General features: G+C 32.9%; 13 protein-coding genes and 1 pseudogene. 3 read left to right on the plus strand and 11 right to left on the minus strand.

The window, feature by feature from the left end; genetic code table 11:
- Positions 1 to 29: 29 nt before the first annotated feature.
- Genes BM012_RS07110 through BM012_RS07120 form a run of 3 tightly spaced genes read right to left on the minus strand, consistent with a single transcriptional unit; the run spans position 30 to position 7,419 of the window.
- On the minus strand, positions 30 to 2,648 hold the full coding sequence (locus tag BM012_RS07110) for a TnsA endonuclease N-terminal domain-containing protein (RefSeq protein WP_061802781.1): 2,619 nt from the start codon (positions 2,646 to 2,648) through the stop codon (positions 30 to 32).
- A complete protein-coding gene (locus BM012_RS07115) occupies positions 2,641 to 4,542 on the minus strand; it encodes a site-specific DNA-methyltransferase (RefSeq protein ID WP_061802780.1) in 1,902 nt (633 codons plus the stop codon). Before BM012_RS07115 ends, BM012_RS07110 begins: the two co-directional genes overlap by 8 nt.
- Before the next feature lie 15 nt (positions 4,543 to 4,557).
- The gene (locus BM012_RS07120; protein ID WP_061802779.1) at positions 4,558 to 7,419 is read right to left on the minus strand and encodes an ATP-dependent DNA helicase; all 2,862 of its coding nucleotides are present in this window, start codon (positions 7,417 to 7,419) and stop codon (positions 4,558 to 4,560) included.
- Between the two features lie 779 nt (positions 7,420 to 8,198).
- Here BM012_RS07120 and BM012_RS07125 point away from each other — a divergent pair.
- Entirely contained in the window at positions 8,199 to 9,182 is a 984-nt protein-coding gene (locus BM012_RS07125) for a restriction endonuclease (protein ID WP_061802778.1), read from the plus strand.
- A 927-nt stretch (positions 9,183 to 10,109) separates the two neighbouring features.
- Here BM012_RS07125 and BM012_RS07130 read toward each other — a convergent pair.
- From BM012_RS07130 to BM012_RS07140, 4 genes are all read right to left on the minus strand, one after another.
- Positions 10,110 to 11,060, minus strand: a complete 951-nt coding sequence (locus tag BM012_RS07130) for a hypothetical protein (RefSeq protein ID WP_061802777.1) — start codon at positions 11,058 to 11,060, stop codon at positions 10,110 to 10,112.
- 85 nt (positions 11,061 to 11,145) lie between these two features.
- Positions 11,146 to 11,649: a hypothetical protein gene (locus BM012_RS07135; protein WP_061802776.1), complete on the minus strand. Its 504-nt coding sequence runs from the start codon at positions 11,647 to 11,649 to the stop codon at positions 11,146 to 11,148.
- 329 nt (positions 11,650 to 11,978) lie between these two features.
- The gene (locus BM012_RS26335; RefSeq protein ID WP_167360137.1) at positions 11,979 to 12,134 is read right to left on the minus strand and encodes a hypothetical protein; all 156 of its coding nucleotides are present in this window, start codon (positions 12,132 to 12,134) and stop codon (positions 11,979 to 11,981) included.
- A gap of 805 nt (positions 12,135 to 12,939) precedes the next feature.
- Entirely contained in the window at positions 12,940 to 13,656 is a 717-nt protein-coding gene (locus BM012_RS07140; RefSeq protein ID WP_061802775.1) for a YwaF family protein, read from the minus strand.
- Between the two features lie 660 nt (positions 13,657 to 14,316).
- On the opposite strand from BM012_RS07140, the gene BM012_RS07145 reads away from it, so the two are divergent.
- On the plus strand, positions 14,317 to 14,607 hold the full coding sequence (locus BM012_RS07145; RefSeq protein WP_061802836.1) for an AbrB/MazE/SpoVT family DNA-binding domain-containing protein: 291 nt from the start codon (positions 14,317 to 14,319) through the stop codon (positions 14,605 to 14,607).
- Between the two features lie 176 nt (positions 14,608 to 14,783).
- On the opposite strand, the gene BM012_RS07150 is transcribed toward BM012_RS07145, so the two are convergent.
- The gene (locus BM012_RS07150; protein ID WP_235606109.1) at positions 14,784 to 15,278 is read right to left on the minus strand and encodes a L,D-transpeptidase; all 495 of its coding nucleotides are present in this window, start codon (positions 15,276 to 15,278) and stop codon (positions 14,784 to 14,786) included.
- A 410-nt stretch (positions 15,279 to 15,688) separates the two neighbouring features.
- Between BM012_RS07150 and BM012_RS07155 the strand changes: the two genes are divergently transcribed.
- Positions 15,689 to 16,321 carry an esterase/lipase family protein gene (locus BM012_RS07155; RefSeq protein ID WP_061802773.1) on the plus strand — a complete coding sequence of 211 codons (633 nt, stop codon included), beginning with the start codon at positions 15,689 to 15,691 and terminating at the stop codon, positions 16,319 to 16,321.
- Between the two features lie 107 nt (positions 16,322 to 16,428).
- Here BM012_RS07155 and BM012_RS07160 read toward each other — a convergent pair whose 3' ends face one another.
- The 3 genes and pseudogenes from BM012_RS07160 to BM012_RS07170 form a co-directional block, all read right to left on the minus strand.
- Positions 16,429 to 16,701 carry a hypothetical protein gene (locus BM012_RS07160; RefSeq protein ID WP_061802772.1) on the minus strand — a complete coding sequence of 91 codons (273 nt, stop codon included), beginning with the start codon at positions 16,699 to 16,701 and terminating at the stop codon, positions 16,429 to 16,431.
- A gap of 75 nt (positions 16,702 to 16,776) precedes the next feature.
- Positions 16,777 to 17,403 (minus strand): annotated as a pseudogene (locus BM012_RS07165) (restriction endonuclease).
- Between the two features lie 12 nt (positions 17,404 to 17,415).
- Complete coding sequence (locus BM012_RS07170) at positions 17,416 to 18,366, minus strand: DUF3991 and toprim domain-containing protein (RefSeq protein WP_061802835.1); 951 nt, start codon at positions 18,364 to 18,366, stop codon at positions 17,416 to 17,418.
- Positions 18,367 to 18,426: the final 60 nt, after the last annotated feature.

Consider the following 18,426-nt stretch of genomic DNA (forward strand, 5'->3'; position numbering starts at 1 on the left):
AGTCAGAAAATCTGACTCTTTTTTATTATTTAATTATCCTCATTTAAAACTAACTTTGATTGACCTTTCATTACTTGATTACCAGTTATAATTCGGTAGCCCATTTCACTTGCGATTGCAATCTCTTTTGCGGCCTTTTCTTTAGCTTTTACTATTGGATCATCAATTTTGTTATCACCTTTAACTTCTACGATAAGCATCTTACCGTCATTTTTTTCAATTAAGAAGTCTGGATAATAACTTCTCACGGTGTTTGAATTCGGATCAATATACTGAATGTAAAAATCAGATTGACCATGAGTTAGCATCCCTGTAAAATAAACTTTTCGTATATCTTGGAGTCTAACAATTTCTTCAAAGAATCTTTTTTCGGGAGTAGAGTCAAAACAGTAGGTATCTAAATGGAAACTTTTACCGATAAAAGTTTTGAATGCCACATCGTTAATTTCTACTGTCAGTTTTGGATTTGCATTAACCTGATAATAACCTTCCTTCGGTTTCTTAACTAGATTTATTTCTTTAGTTTCTTTCTTTTCATAGCTTTCTAAAGTATATATCTCATTAAATAACTTTGGAATAATCCAATCATATAGGAGTTCATTATAGGTATTTACATACTCTAAGATTGTTTTATACCCTTGTATAGAGTTAGAAAGAATATTGTTCAATTCTACACATGAACGGTTTAGATATCTAGAAATCTCAGCTACTAATGTAAGTGAACTGAATGTTCGCTTATCGCGAAACTCAGTTAAATCTTCACTAATCTTCCTGTTTACTTTACCAGCTATTAATCCTGATTGTTCTGTATGAACTAGTTTATATTTTTCTAAATTTGCTTTATCAAATTCAAAATCAATATCCTTAGACAATTGCTTTTCATTTAATTCATATAGTTTCTTACGTCGATTAACCCTAATTGTGACTGGGGGTGGTACAAGGTGAATATTATATTCTTCACTCTGGTTCTTATTTTGAGATAAATCGTTGATACTCATTCGAAAATTGTGTTCTAGTTCCTCTTCAAGTATCTCCATATTTTCTTCAGAAAGATATACATTAGCTCTTTCTTGAAAATTACCAATAGCTCTTAGACATCTCATGGTTGCCTGTAATACAAATATCTTAGACTTAGGTTTTCTAAATAATGCTACGCCAAATAAAGATCTACAATTCCAGCCTTCACGTCCTTTATTAACAAGAAGAATAAATTGTTTATCAGATGTAGGTGTATCTAGACGATTAAATTCCCTAATATCATCGTTAGTTGATAACTTATTATCTCCCACGTTTACTAGAATTTTATCAATTGGAATATTTAAATCATTTAAGATTTCTTCTAGGGCAGGTTTTAAATCATTTTGAAGTTCTTCTATAGTACTGGCGAAAATTGCGAGTTTAGGAAGCATTCCTTCATAACGATTATCTTTATACTTATCCCAAAAATTTCTTACAGCCAAATTTAGAAATTCTCTTGACTTTGGATTAGAATAACCATTTACCGTCACATTCTTGAGGTATTTCTTTTCTATAGCATCTTTTAATCCATAAGCATAAACAACTTCTGGGAATACCTCTTTTCCAATATAAGGAGTACCTGTATAGTTATAGCAGGCAACTACCGATGTGCCTGATTCCCTTAAAGATTTTGCAAGTTCGTTTATTGTTAATCTTAGACTTGTCTTGCTGGATTTTAACCCCATATCCTTTGCTAGAGCATTTCCAAAAGAATGGTGAGCTTCATCAACGTAGATTCCTAATTGTTCAAGACGCGTTAACTTAGAAAAACGTTGATTATCAAGTAATTCTCCTTCATCTTCAGGCTGATTGATACTATACAAATCTGAGATATCATCATAAGCAGTGCCTGTTTCATAAGAGGAAGAACCATAAAGTTGGTCAACTTTACTTTTCTCTTTATGTTGTTTTTTTAAAATAATCTTTTGGGTGTTGGAGATAATAATATTATATTTAGAACGATCAATTGTATTTAGCGTTGTACCAGCATCTTCAAGAAAATGAATTTTAAGATGAGTATTTAATAAATTTAGATACTCAGGTGGAATTACAAGAGATCTATCAAACGTTTGAATTTCTTTTAACGAACGTAATACAGTTTTATCAGGTGCAAAAACTAACGCATTATGGCAATACTTTTTATCTTTTGGAAATTTATTTGCTAGTAAAAATTCATAAAAGATACAGGTTGCCATTAAAATTGTTTTACCTGTGCCCATTGTTAGTGCAAAAATATAATTCGGATAATCTTGAGCAAATTTTTTCATTCTGGAAAAAACACTTTGGTACTGGTCTATATCTACACTGAATAAAGTACTCTGTTCACCTTTTGAAAGTCCTAAATCACTTCTTTTTTCAAAACCATCTTTTTTGTGGTACCAATCTTCAAAAATTTGATGGACCTGCTTATTATCTAGGTACTCTTTTAAGAATACATACATCTCTAAGGCCTCAAATTGAGGTGTACGTAGAAATGAATTAGAGTTAGAGGAATCGTTGAAGTCTAAAAATTTTTTTGAAAGACTTCTATAATGGTTTCTAATTCGACCTCTATTTTCTTCATAGAAATCTCTTAAATAATTAAAAAATGCGAAATCCAGTGCAAAGTCTTTTGTCTTTGTTTTAGCCATTATCAATACTCACCTCTAAGGACTCAGATAAAAGGTCAGTAATCTTTATGCGAATTGTACCAGAGGATTCTGGTATGTTATAAATTCCTGTTACAACTTCATTTTTATCTGGGATATCTACCACTGTTGGTTCTAATACTGCTCCATCATAATTCCAATCAATAATTATTGACTCCACAAGTTCTTTCCAATCTTCTACGTTTTCTTTCATAATGCTCAATTTCTGAAGAAGATTCATTGGATAGAAATTATTAATAATTAACTTGTTATCTTCTACTAGGATTTCAGCTTCTGAGTCCCTCCTGAATTCAAGGTTTGATTTATCCCTTAAAATATCAACTACTTCAACATCAAGTTTGTAACCGACTTCTTGCTCTAGAGCTGCAGCTAAATCTGACTCATGGCCCATGCAGATTAAAAGTAATTTCTCTACAGGCTGATTAGGATGTTCCTGTTGACGTTTTTCAAATAGTTTATAATCAAAGTTTGTAATTAATTCATTTAAATCTGCTCTGGTAGCAATACGATTGACAGGCATAATTTTGACCATTTTCCCATCCTTTTCACCATCGTATACTGCATTATTTAGGATAGGCTGTATTTCTAATGCCTCTATGAGTATTTCTTTAGCTTGTACAGGATTCCGAAATACATCATAGTTGTTTACATTAGAAATTGAGAAGCCTGTATATAAAGTGACTGCTTCAATTTCTTGATCAGGATTTTCAATTTCTAAATCATTAGAAGCTTTGATTAATCGCTTAGTTGTTGTTTGTATTGCACCTAAATTGATGTCAGTTCCTAAAAATCTTCTCCCAGTCTTCATAGCAACAGCTTGAGTAGTACCAGAACCCATAAAACAATCAAAGATTAAATCTCCAGCATTGGAACCCATTTTTATAATTCGTTCTAGTAGAGCCTCTGGTTTTTGAGTTGGGTATCCATTTCTTTCCTGCGCAACAGGATTAACAGCTGGTATATCAAGCCATATATCTTGTAACTTCACTCCTTGCATTTCATCTAAGTATTGCTTATATTGAATTCTCCCTTTCTTATCATCTGGGAAAATTAGTCTTCCTTCTTTATCGAACTCTTCCATTTTTTCGTAAGTCCATTTATAACCGTTCTGATGGGGCCAATAACCTTTATAATTATAATAGAGATTAGGTCGAGGACCTGGATTACCTGTTGGTATAGGTATATATAACCTATCGTTCTCATCTTTACGAGCTCTTTTTAGATATTTCTCATCGTATTCATGATATTGCATATTAAATGTATAATTCTGAGATTTAGAATACCAATATATAGTATCGTGTAAAGCACCACACTTCTTCGTGGATAATCCAGTAGAGGTAGATCTCTTCCAAATTATCTCGTTTCGAAAGTTACTAGGAGAAAATATTTCGTCTAAAATACATCTTAATTGATAATTCTTCTCCTCATCACAGTGAACAAAAATATTTCCATCTTCACTTAATAACTCTTTGATTAAGATTAGTCTTTCATACATAAATTGTAGATAATCATCATTAGACCAAATATCCGTGTATTGTTTCTCCTCAAAGGAATTATGATCATTTAATACATTTTTTCCTCTTAAAGAAATTTTCTTTTTATAATCAGCTTTTGAATCAAATGGAGGATCAATATATATTAATTTTATCTTTCCACGATATTCTTTTAGTAGGTGACTCATAACCTGAAGATTATCTCCCCAAAATATCTTATTTATCCAACCATTAATAGAATCTCCATAGGTTTCTTTTATTTGTGCGGGATAAAACTGGGTAGATCGGAAGGGACGTTTTCCTTTCCAATTCAACATAGGATAACCTTTAATAGGTTCAAATTCATACTGTTCGATGCTTGTTTCTTGATTGTTAGTGTTCAATTATATATACACTCCCTATTCATTCTCATTACAGTAAAAACGCATATCGCAGTTTCTACAATGTCTTGTTGGGCGATTTTTTATTGTGAAATCTTTATCTTCTATTCTCTTAACAATTCTGTCAAAAGTTGAGATGGTTTGATTAATCGCACTTGTGTCTTTTGAAAAAGTAACATAAGGATTACTATGTTCTTCCCCGGTATAATATATATGCATCTTGCTTACTTGATAGCCGGTTCTTTCCTCAATCAAGTAAGCATACACTTCTAATTGTCTTTTATAATGATACATCATATCTGCTTCTTTAACCAAATCAGGTTTCTTTTCCGATTTAAAATCAATGATTTCAACTGTATTGTCTTTTCCTTGAATTAAATCTATTGTTCCTTTTAGTATATAATTTTCTTTAACTAAAGAGATATCAACTTCTGCTTCTCTTATATGCGTCCAATTGTTATTCTGTTTTTTTACGTATTGCAATACTTGTTTTAAAGCAGCTCTCTGCGTCTGAGGAGCAAGGAATATTCTTTCCTTTTTTATTAAATTGTTATAATTAGCACTAAACCACTCTTCAATATTTCCTTTTATAATCTTGTCTTCTTCTCCTCGAAGGGCCGATTTATGAATATCTTCTATTGTTTGGTGCACAAGTGTACCAAACAAAGTAGCACCTTGACGAACAGGTGAGAAGTTTAGTTCTTTATAGAAATTGTATTGTAAAGCACAGGTTTCAAACACATTGATGTGTGAGGTAAAGGAATATTCTCTTTTAATACTTCCTTTCCTAACTTTTTCGATATCTAGATTATAAATATTATTGACCTGTCTCCAGCTAGTAAGAGTATCATATAAATCTACAAAAGGTTTTGTAGGAACATTTCTTGTTCCCTGTCCAATGGACAAATTCTCTTGACAACTCAAAACAAGCAAGTTTTGTGCTCGAGAAAATGCAGTATAATATAGACGCCAAAAATCATAATACTTTGTATATTCTAGAGGTTCAAAAGGTTCCTTGTGATAGTATTTATCTTGAAGAACTTCATCCAACTCACTGTATTGTTTTGTAGGTGTTTTATCCAGGGAGCCAACAACTACAATTGGAAATTCTAATCCTTTCGACTGATGAATTGTTAAAAAGGATACACAGCCACTTGGAGCATATTCATCTTTATCTTCATATTCATTAATTCCCCCATTAATTAAAAATCTAAGGAAGTGGTTAAAAAAAGTAGTGATTTGATAATTAATTGTTTCTGGAGTAAAAACAGTTAATCGATGAAGGTATTCAAACTTTGTTAGGATTTTCGAAAATAGTGATAAATTTCTAGCTGAGCGACTATCTCGAACATTATATGAGCCTTGTTCTAAATAGTTTTTAAATAAATTGAACTGCAGTAATTGATAGAAAAGACCTGCAAAGGAGTAATCAGTATTTTTTGTGAGTCCCATATGTTCTCTTGCATGTAATCGACACCATTCTAGTAGTGTTTGATTCTCCGATTTCCTTAATTCAGTACCAAATTCTCTTAAGCATTGATCATATAATTCCCATTCCGGTAAATACGCATCTTCTTTCCATTTCCTTATATGGGGGAATTGGGGAAATAAAAACATAAATGCCCCAATTAATAAGCGAATTTCGTGTCTTTCAAAAAACATATTAGACCTAGGGGAGTAAACCGGAATATTCCTCTCTTCTAAATAATTAGCTAAGGCAATCACCTTATTATTTTTTACAGATTGAAATAAAAAGGCCACTTGGTTCCAATCTGTTAATTTCCCCTCTTCTCTTAGGGCAATTAGAAATTCATATACTTCTTCTTCCCAGTTATTTAGACCATCAGAACCGGAAACCTTTATTACAGATTTACCTTTAGGATGCTCCCTTTGGCTAGCCTCTATTTGCTTATTATATCTAAAATATTTACCCTTGTATGACCAATTATGTTGATTCATCCATCCATTATAAAATTCAATAATTGAAGGGTGAGAACGATAATTTAGAGATAGTTCAACTCTCTCACATGTTTTGTCCTTGAACTTCTTTGGGAACTCTAAGATATTTCGGATTGTAGCACCACGAAAACGATATAACCCCTGATCGTCATCTCCAACTACACAAATATTTTGTAGCTTCCCCCCCAACATAAATATTATTTTTTCTTGTATAGTATTTGTATCTTGATACTCGTCAATCATTAAATAATGTAATTTTTCGTTAAGCTGATCATTAATTTGTGGATGGTTTTTTAACAAGTAATATGCTTCTAATTGAATTGTAGAGAAATCAAGAGCATTTTCATCTTTAAGATGTTGTTGATAAAGCTCGTAGCAATATCCTATAGCTTTAACTTTCGGATTAGAGGAGTTTTTCAACTGTTTAATATCTAATATTTCCTCACTTACTTTATTAATCCATTTCAAAAGTAGTTCAGCAGCTTTCCACCTAGAAGTATTATGACCAATTAAATCAACTACATCTGGTAATTGTTTATAGTCATATATCCTTTGATAGAGGAAATATTGTTGGTCAAATTGATCCATCACTATAAAGTTTTTTTTAAGACGTGTAAATTCTCTGTTCTCCTCTAGTATCCTTAAACAAATAGAATGAATAGTACCTAGGTACATTTCATTCACATTAAAGGGTATACCTTCCTCTTGAAGGCGATTAGATACCCTTGTTATCAATTCCTGAGCTGCCTTTTCTGTAAAAGTAGCAACCAATATATTTTCAGCAGAAATATTTTTATTAGTAATTAGGTTATGTATCCGTTCTACAAGTGTAAATGTCTTACCAGAACCAGGGCCAGCAATTATTAGTAAAGGTCCTTCTGTTGTTTCTACTGCTTTACGCTGCTTTAGATTCAACCCCATTTAACTATACCTACCTTTTTTAAGAAAGTATTAAATGATTTAATTAAGAGAAACTAGATGAACTGTTATGCATTTCTAACTTAGTAAACCCCTTGTTTATTATATAAGAAATTAAAAAGGTTCTATATAACTATACCAAACATCAAGGTTTGTTACTATTGATCTACTAATTTCAAAGAATAGGTTTATACGTATTTAACCAAAGGGACTGAATTAAGCCCGGAAATAATAATAGATATAGTGAAACGGTAATAATATTAGAGCTCCTATAGTACTTAAGCAGTTAGTTGTATTGTGAATCTAAATTTTACCCTGCACCAGTATTAAAAATTCTAAAGAAAGTTTCAATTTTCATTAAAGTCTCGTTCAGTATCTGCTCCTATTTTGAGTTATAGCACCTGGAGGATAAAGAAGATTAAATCAATTTACTATTTTCCCCATAATAACTTTTTTACGCAAAATAAATTCTTTTTTCTTGGGCATCTCTTCAAATATAACTATAGTTTTTAATAGCTCTATTTCATCATATTTCACTTATCTAATTAGAAGAAAGCTAACTAGATTAATAATCAACTTCCACTAATCATCAACCTTATATTTTCCGAATTCTTTATAGGTTACTGCTCTCGTTAATTTTAATCCTCTCCTAACTTTAACACCTGAAACTTCCCCAGCATTTTGCCCTCTTAATTATCTACTTTTACCTTTTTAAATAGTATAATAAGGTTATTAAAAGGGCTGGGATTACTTATAGCAAATTAAGGGGGAAAGAGGCTTTTATGACAAAATGGTGGCTAGTACGTGCTGGAGATAATAATGAACTAATTCCAGAATGGAAAAAGAAAAACATAGTATCCATAGGATGGCCTAAACTGGGGAATCCAAGTAATTTTACATCAAGAGAAGCATTCTTAGAAAATGCACATAACGTTTATGAAGAAGAAAAACCTGGACGACGTGTAATGTGGGCAAGCCAGGTTTGGCGTTTTAGCTCAGAAATTGCCGTAGGGGATAGGATTATTACATATATTAAGGATAAAAGGGAATACATGGTTGGAAGGATAACAGGTAATTATGAATTTAATCCAGCTTTGATAAGTGACTACTATCCCAATGTAATTCATGTTGAATGGGAAGAGCAACAAATTTCAAGAGATGACTTATCAGAGAAGGCAAAAAACTCATTGGGATCTATATCCACGGTTTTTCGTGTAGATGATTGGGGACATGAATTTGAGCTTTTACTGCAAGGCAATACTGTAATACCTCCCACTTCCTCAGATGAGGGAGAAACAGAGACTATTATTGATGATTTCGTGGAAAAATCGTTAACTATGATTCAAGATAGGGTTGATAACCTAGGGCATTGGGAAATGCAACTTCTGGTATCTGGCTTACTTCAGGCCATGGGTTATAACGTAGATGAAATGAAAAAGGGACCAGATGGAGGAGTTGATATCCTTGCCTACAAAGACGCATTTGGTTTTGAACAGCCGATTATCAAGGTCCAGGTTAAACACCGCAAATCAACCTCCTCATCCCCTGAAATTCAGCAATTACTCGGTGCACATCCTGTTAATGCAAACGCCCTGTTTGTTTCAACAGGAGGATTTACATCCCCAGCCATTACTGTAGCCAGACAACATAATGTAAAACTCTTAGATTTAGAAAGCCTGGTTAAGATAATCGTAGGTTGGTACGATAAGATGCCTAACGAAACACGGTCCTTACTCCCTCTTCAAAGAGTATATATACCGGAATAACCATAAAAGCTGCTGAAAACCTTAAATATTTAACTTATTAGAAAATAGCGCTCCCTGCGAGCTAAGAGCAAATTCCTTAATATAGGAATATTGCTCTTTTTTGTATTAAAAACATCCTTTTATGACACATAGATTTTGATATAAGTTTTGATACAGAAATGGAGATGTATTAGTGGAAAAATGATTTATTTGCATACTATCCCAAAAACCATAGTTTTTGAGACGGTTTAGAAACTCTCTATTTCTACTACTTTCCTTTTATTTAACGTAATTTTTTATAATTAATTGATGCAAATTTGGGAGTGAAAAGAGGTAGTTTTCATAATTTTTAAAAATTTGTCCTTCCTCAACCAACAATTCGTGTCTTATTTTCATCCAAACTCAACATACAATAATTAAAGGACAAACTCCCCAAAGAGGAAGGCCTGCCCAAAATTAACTGAAGTTCATTCATCTACTATTTGGAATACCTATATAAGAACAAACTTATTAGGAATCTTTGTACCAAAACCTTCTAAACCTTTCGAATCTTAGATAGATAATATATGATAATGTTATTAATTTCCTAAATAAAATTTCAATACTTTACAAGGGAGGCTATTTTTTTTGCGCAGGATATTAAGTATTATATCTATCATTTTATTTTTTGCGTTTCTCTTTGGATATGAACCAGTACAACTCATTTTATACGATGTTTTAACATTAACGCAGCCATTTTTTATTCTAGTTGGGTTTATAATATTGGTTATACTTTTGGGGGGATTATTAAAATAAATTAAAAAGAAGAAATCGAGATAAGTTGTAACATTGCTTTTTCAATTACCTGAGGACCTAATTAAGAGCATAAAAAGAAAACCACCCATATATAATTTGATTATCAGATGGCTTTCCAATAAATACTAAAGTTAGTAACCGTTTGATTTTGCGTTAGTTTGTATAGGATTCTACTACTGTTCTAGTCGACTGATAAACTTTAAATACACTATCAGAGCTGTCTGAAGTGTATGGTGTAGGAAACGCGAAAAATTGTAGATTTGCTTCTTTTTTAATTAAGGGTAGACTCACATCATATACATAGGTTATATCCGGTTTAGTATTAATATGCATTATAGTGTTATCATTTATTTTTGTTTGTTTCCAATCATTAAATGCGACTACAGCATAATCCATTTCTTTATTTCCTATGCTAGTTCCCATATGTAAATAACCTTTTTCACCAGAAAACATGCTACTAACCAATTGTCTTTCTGTTTTATCACCACTAAAAGTGATAGCATTCGTATCACCAGGTGACTTGTAAGTAGAATCAGGATCAATATAAACAAGATCAGCTTTCTCTACAGAACCATCAATAATATACCGTTTTGCATACGCTTGCTCATAATAGAATAATCGATTTAAATCCATATCTTTTACTATCGAATCAGGTTCTTTAACGATGAGTACAATTAGTTCTCTCGTATCAGGATTAATTTTTATGGACAATGGTATTGACACTTCCGTAGATGGAGGGATACTCTGTTTACAAATATCTGCAGTTACTTTATCTCCACATGTAAATTTACTTTGAATGTAATCTTGCATTAAAATTATTCCATAGGTTTCATTAGTGTCAAGCATATGAGCTAAGGCTAACTCAAAGTTTGCGGTTTGATTTTCATCAAGTTTTATTGGCTGGGCATCATATAAAGGTTCACCGTTTGCTTTGAAGCCTGCCAATCCCAAAGCGTTTTGTTCCATATCCCCCATCTTAAATTTAGATTCCTTACTAGAAGGTTCGTTATTAGAAGTAAATATATAGTCTTTTAAAAAAAATAAAATTGCCGATATTAGAAAAAGAACTATTAAGCCAAGAATTATTCTCTTACTCTTTTTCAATACAGATACCCTCTTTTCTCCTTATTTTCTATAAAATATATTAGGGAGATAGAGTCTAATGACCCTATCTCCCTATTTGTTTTTATTAAAAAGATTTTTTAGTTTGTGGAAACCAATCTACATAACCTGATCTAATAAATCCATGATTACCAATAGCAAAAGCAGTAGGACCAATTGCACTACCTGGATATACCGTAGCTGCTGCATAAGTTGAATTTTTTACTGTTTGAGACTTAGTCCCCCCCAATTGTACCCCATTTCCTTTATATGCTCTTACCTTAGCTGAAATTTCCTTTTGTTTATAAGTTGCATCGGATGTAGCAGTTGCATACCATTTTGCAAATAAAGGTTTTTTAGCGATAACTTTTGCATTCCTTTTTCCAGTAGCATAAACTCCCATAGACGCTGATGGGATTTCTTCAACTGTTAACTCAACTCCATTTACCTCTACTTGTTCACCATCAATATATTCTACTTTATCAATATTTTTAACACTAGGAGTATATTCATCTGAACTTGATGCAGACACACTTGTAGAAACTCCTGTGATAGCAAGTGCAAAAACAACTGTTCCAATAATCTTTTTCATAATTCCTCCATATAATAATATATTGGGAAGATCTTCCTATTACATTATAATTCTGTTCAAGCATAATTTCAATAAATTTTCCAATTCAATTAAAGATTATGTAAATAATGGTTATTATATGGAGATTCCATCTGATTTAAAACTAATCTCTAAATCTTGGACATACCAATACTAGTACTCTAAAAAGGAGCATAATTAGTATGGAAAACTATAACTTATTCAAATGGAAACATCATCAGCCTGACATTACTAGAAATAAAATCCGTTGGAACCCTTCATTCAACGGATTTTTAAATATGTATGACTGCAAGTTTCTCTCCTCCTCCGTGTTAATCTAAAATTGCAACTGTTATAATTGATAAAACTATACTTAATAATAAAGACATAAGCCAATCTCTTTTTGCTGTCAGTTTAAAAATTATATTTAAGAAAGAACTAATGACAATAAAAATAAGAAAAACAAATAAAAGCTTAATAAATTCCATTCTCTACTCCTCCTTAAACTCTCCCCTTTCCCCCTCTCCAACTTCCTATTAATTCCATTTTATCGAAAGATAAATCAAAAATCACTATGTATATGCTACACAAACTTAGTTAACATAATGAGATTTATCGGAAGAAAAGCCGTTGAAAACCTTAGTTTCAACGGCTTTTTGAATATGTATGACTGACTGCAAGTTAAAATTTTAGTTTCTTTCTTCCTCCGTGTTAACCTAAAATTACAATTGTTATAATTGATAAAACTATGCTGAATAATAAAGACATAAGCCAATCTCTTTTTGTTGTCAGTTTAAACATTATATTTAAGAATGAACTAATAACAATAAAAATAAGAAAAACAAATAAATACATAATAAATTCCATTTTCTACTCCCCCTTAAATCAACCCCATTTCTATTCCTTCAAATTCCTATTAATTCCATTTTATCAAAAGATAAACCATAAAGCACTATGTATAAACTATACAATCTTAGTTTACATAATACATCTTAGGGGGAGTTGTCCTTCTCCCAATCCATTGGGGGATAAGGACTCTCCACTCTCCTCTTTTTTCTCGATATACATGATTTTATACATCGTTGAGTTACCAAGCTTTCTACCTTCATTCCATACAAAAAGAGTGCATAAAAACTGGGGAGTTTATGCACTCAATAAATTCAGAGATTACTTGCAATTGTTCTAAAGTTTTTGCACCAGAACCCTTTTTTCCTTCCCTTCAGGATCATTACATCTTCCCTTTGATATTTATAATTGATCAGCAAATTATGTATGGAATCACTTCTATCCGATTCATCGCCTTTTTAACCAAAACAGACTATACAAAATATAAAAGCTTATGATCATCACTAACTCCATCGAAAATAAATACCATGGCCATGGACCAAGATAATTTAAAAGTGAAGAAGTATTCCCTGGCTTATGCATGATATAGAGATAGTTCGCCCGCAACCATTTATTTAGGAGAAAAATGCATGCAGCATAAAAGTCTACTATTAAAACGGTGGTCCAAATTGAACGAATGGTCGGTCTAAATTTACATGAAACAACCATAAACAAAATGGCTAGCACTACAGTTCCATGCGATACAAAAAATTCGACATATCGAAAATGAGGAAATGAAAAATGTCCAAGATTTGGAGTAAGTATTGCTTGAATAGAACTACCCAACCCAGCAAAATACATAAATGTAAGTAGTTTGCAATTATTTCTTAGCAACATTATGATAGCCAGAAATACAGCAAGGTCACTAAGGTGAAGCGGTAGAGCAGTTTTAACTGACCATTCATTCTCGCTTAAAAGCCATACTTGATAAACACTTTCAGATAACACTAATAGAAATGCTAAAAAAAAACGAATAAGCCGATTTTTGCTCTCCTCCTGAAAGGTCTTTCTAAAGAAAACGAAAAGTATGCAGAGAGTTAAAATAATTCCTATTGTTAATAAGTGTTCACCTGAAAAAAGGCGAAATGATTCTTGTTTTGAGTGAAAGGAAAAAAAGGAGTTCATTTCATTACCTCTTAATAGTAAATTTTATATTATTTTAATTTCAAATCATTAAAAATGTAGCGCGCAAATTTCCCTTAAAGAAATCCTCGACTTTAACTGATGTTTCACCTTTTCTTATTTATTTTATTACTTCCCTCACTAGTCCATACTCAATAAATTATCCAACTAAAGTCTAATTATTCGCGATATTTTACATTATGTGGAATTTTATAACTAGATTGACCACTACAGCCTCTAGCCTACTTCTTTTGATGACTTCATCTAATTGTTTTAGACTTACTACAACGGTATAGTTAATCGGCTTACTCTTAAATGGAATCCCTTTTAGTGCATTAGGACTTCCCTTTTCCTCCATATCAAAAGTCAGGTACTTACCATAGTCTTGAATTGAGCTAGTCGGACAACCCGTTAAACTAATAAAAAGAATCCATTTAAAGGTAAAATGAATAATTCTCTATCAGATTAGGTTTGGCATTTATATATAGGAATTCCCTTTAATAATGTACAGGCACACAATCCAAATTCTTTTATTTAGAGCAAAAATCCAGAAAAGATGCAAAAACAGGGTTACAACCAAATAATATTAGTAATTTAGCACGTTATCATTCTATTTCCATATTTGTTAAAATAAAGTCAACACAGAAAAGAGGTGTTATGAATTTGAAAAGCACAGGAATTGTAAGGAAAGTAGACCAATTAGGACGTGTTGTCCTACCACACGAGTTAAGAAAATCACTTGCTATTGAAAAGAATGATCCTTTAGAAATCTTTGTAGAGGAAGAGCGCATTGTTCTAAAAAAATACCAAGCCTACAAAACTTGTATGATTACGGGAGAAGTATCGGAAGATAATATGGTATTTGGAAATGGGCGAGTGGTACTCAGTCAAGAAGGGTTAGATATTCTTTCTCAAGAATTGAAGGAAAAGGAATTAGTATCCAAAAGTAGATAACGAGGAGAAATAAGAGCGTATACTAAGAATTATAGCCCTGAATTTTTCATTTATCTTTTGTTTTGCGGGTAATTACTAAATGCAAAATTCAGGCCTGTTTTAATGTGTAGTTTTTATCGCTTATACATCCTTCATAAATAAAAAAGAATCCACTATTGAAGTGGATCCTTCGTACATTAATTTTTGGTGTTATATCCCTTAAAGTTATATCCGTAGACTTTTGTTAACTCCTCAAAACTTCTATAGGAGTATGTAATCGTAACAGGTGTCCCCACTTGAACTTTATCATAAAGCTTTTCCACATCCGCATTATGCATTCGAACGCATCCTTGACTCACATATTTTCCAATGCTGCTTTCATTGTTATTTCCATGAATGCCATACGTATCACCATAAGTTCTATTGGCATTGATCCCTAACCAACGTTTCCCTAGTGGATTGCGAGGATCTCCCCCAGGAATCTTTCCTGTGTAATATGGACGATTCTTAATTTTATTAACAACTTTAAAAAATCCAACCGGTGTTTTATCCCACGTCTTTCCTGTTGCAACAGGCACCACCATTTCGAGGTATCCATTATGATAATACGCTAGTTTATTATAATACTTGTTGATAATGATGAGATCCTGCTTTGCTGTGTTACTTGCTGCCTTACTTTTACCGGTCGCCATTCCACCTACTAGAAATACGAGTAAAGCTAAGATTGTCATGATTTTAATAAAAATCCATAAATTCTAACTATATTTCATAACATTATAGGAAATATTTACATGAATATCGTTATTTATACAAAATATCTATACTATTCTGTAACAAAAACATCATCTTCTAAAAAAGAAGATGATTTCTAACCAATATCCGTTACTTTTCAACTTCCATCTTTACCCTTATATAGCCTGAATGAAAAATTCTCCTTTTAAATTTATATTTATCCTATAGTTAACCTAACACTTTTAACAAATACTGTATTTTTATTTAATATTTTCGAAATTTATTCTATAATTCTTCTAAAAAACTATTCGCAAAATTTTAAATTTGATGTAATATATAGAGCTGTTACATAAATTTAGGAGGGATAAGAATGAAAAAACTAATGATGGTAGCAGTACTCTCCTTTGCACTTGTTCTATCTTTGTTTAGTGTTCAACCATCAAGTGCTAAAGCTGAGTCTGCTCACAACCCAGTTGTATTTGTACATGGTATTGGAGGCGCTTCTTATAATTTCTTCAGTATTGAAAACTATTTAAGCTCTCAAGGATGGGATAGAAGTCAATTCTATGCAATTGATTTCTATAATAAGCAAGGTTCTAACTCAACAAATGGTCCACAGCTCGCTACATACGTTGACCGTGTCCTAAGAGAAACAGGAGCAGATAAAGTAGACATTGTGGCTCACAGTATGGGAGGAGCTAATACTCTTTATTACATCAAATATCTTGGTGGCGGATACAAAATTGAAAATGTTGTAACATTGGGTGGAGCTAATGGTTTAACTACTTCTGTAGCATTGCCAGGAACAGATCCTAACCAAAAAATCTTATATACTTCCATCTATAGTTTAACCGATGGAATTGTAGCGCCTAGCCTTTCTCGTCTACAAGGGGCAAGAAACATTCAACTTACTGGCATTTCCCATATTGGCTTATTATCAAACAGTCAAGTAAATGGTTATATCAAAGAAGGTTTAAATGGTGGAGGCCTCAATACGAATTAATAAATAAGAGGATAATCCTGAAATATCAGTTATCAATAGACCCGAATTTTGCATTTATTTCTTCACTAAATGTAAAATTCGGGTCCTTCTATAAACCCATAAATTGCTTATTTTTTGACTGCAACTTTCACCTTAATATTGGTCAAGTGTAAAAGCTTTGCTTCTTCTTTTTGTAAAGACTGTGTAGGGATCTTTTTCACCCATGCTTTTTTCATCCCATATCTATTCCATTTAGGATAGTAGCGTCCATGAACGGTTTTCATCTCTTTCACCTTAATGTCCACAAAAAATTTCGTGAATGCATTGTTAGGATACTGGTCTTCCGGATAAGCCTTCTTCACCACATCACATAACGTTTGATAAATGTTATAAGAACTCATTTTATTCTCTCCTTTATTTTGAAATAAAAAAGACCCTTTAAAGGGTCTTGAACATGCATGAATCCATGGGATCTGTTATTTATTAATCGCTTCTGTATGACGACATTGAGGGAAAGACGAACATCTCAAAAAACGATTCCTCTTTCCTTGGCGTACCACTAATGACTTTCCACACGTTGGACATGTACGAGGCTCAGGTTCTATCTCTCGCTACACCTTTTCGGCTGTGTGAGTAGGATTTACTTCTAAAATCAACTCTTGAAGGGCTTTGCAATCAAATAGCTGTACGTTACACGCTTCGGCTAATGCTCTTGCTGATTTCGTAAAGGAACTATTCGTGATGACCCACGCTTCATCGGCTTTATAATACGCTTGGGCTCCATAGACTTCTTGCACAGCTGATAAACTGACTCTATTTTTGGATCCGTATCGCTTCGCTTGAATGACAATCTTTTGTTGTCCTTTCATAATAAGATCCGCCCCAAAGTCACCACTTTTAGGGGTTACCTGAGCTTTATACCCTAATTGCTGAAACAAGGCTTTTAAGTACGTCTCGAATTGAAACCCATCCATTTGATCAATGTATTGAATACCTGAACGGGCCAATCGTTTCATAGCCGTTCGTTCTTGTAATCTCCGATAAACAATACGTATAAAATAAAAGGCGATCATGATAAGAAAAAAGGTAGTAAAGGCTACCATCGTATTTTCCACTTATGCCATCTCCTGTTCGTATACCGGTTTTCTTTTCTTTTTGGTTTGGTGGAGAGGTTGTTGTTCTCTCTTTTGTCCTGTCTTTTTTAACTCATCGTTCCAATCTTTTCCCTTGGATGGAAGATTGGGTTGAATCATATCTTCTTTGAGAAGCAAATGCATCTTTTGAATGAATTTCTTCCCTGCCTCATCGTTATCTACGGATAATACCACTTTTTTAATATCGAGTCCTTCTTTACGGGCATCAATGAAAGATTGTAAAACCGTACGACTTTTGAGACCATTCATACTCACAAGCCGAGCACCTTGGAGTTTCTCTTTTTGGAGGCTCCAATACGATAAAAGGTCTACTGGACTTTCAAACATATAGAGTTTCGTAGGCTTTCCTACATCCACAGTAAACCCTGCATCCTTTTTGGCATCGGGTAGCACTTGTTTAAAGGAACCTCGGCCATGATCCATTTTGATAGTTCCTTGTCGATCGGCTCCTATAATGTTGCCTTTTCCTCCTTGTTCTCTCCATTTGAAGACAATATTATTTCGTTTGTCTTGTGCGATTAAATCCTTTTGCAGCAGCCATTGAACTAAACGAGGATCAATCTTTCGTTCCTGGATTAAATAGTGTTTCAATTTATCCTGATTCTTTACCTCAAGGTGTTGAGGATATTGGAAAGGCTTTGTTGATTCTTGCTCATTGGAATAAGAACGAGTAAACGTTTTAAGGTTTCGAGCGTTAATGTCTTGCACAGCTTCTACAAACGATAAGTTATAGTACATTTGGGCAAAATTAATGGCCCCGTATCCTTTTTCATTCCGGCTATTCCAAGCATACATATTGTCTCGGATAATTAAGCTGTCATGTTCGGTATGACGGTAATACTTCCCTTCTTTCTTGAACGTTTCGCCTCTGGATTCTAGGTATGATAGCAAATCAGCATCTCTTGCTTTCATCTTCTCATCCTTTCGCACGAATTTTCGATTCCTCAATAAAGACCCTCCTTCTTCTATAAA

Source organism: Priestia endophytica DSM 13796, assembly GCF_900115845.1.
Taxonomy (GTDB): Bacteria; Bacillota; Bacilli; order Bacillales; family Bacillaceae_H; genus Bacillus_I; species Bacillus_I endophytica.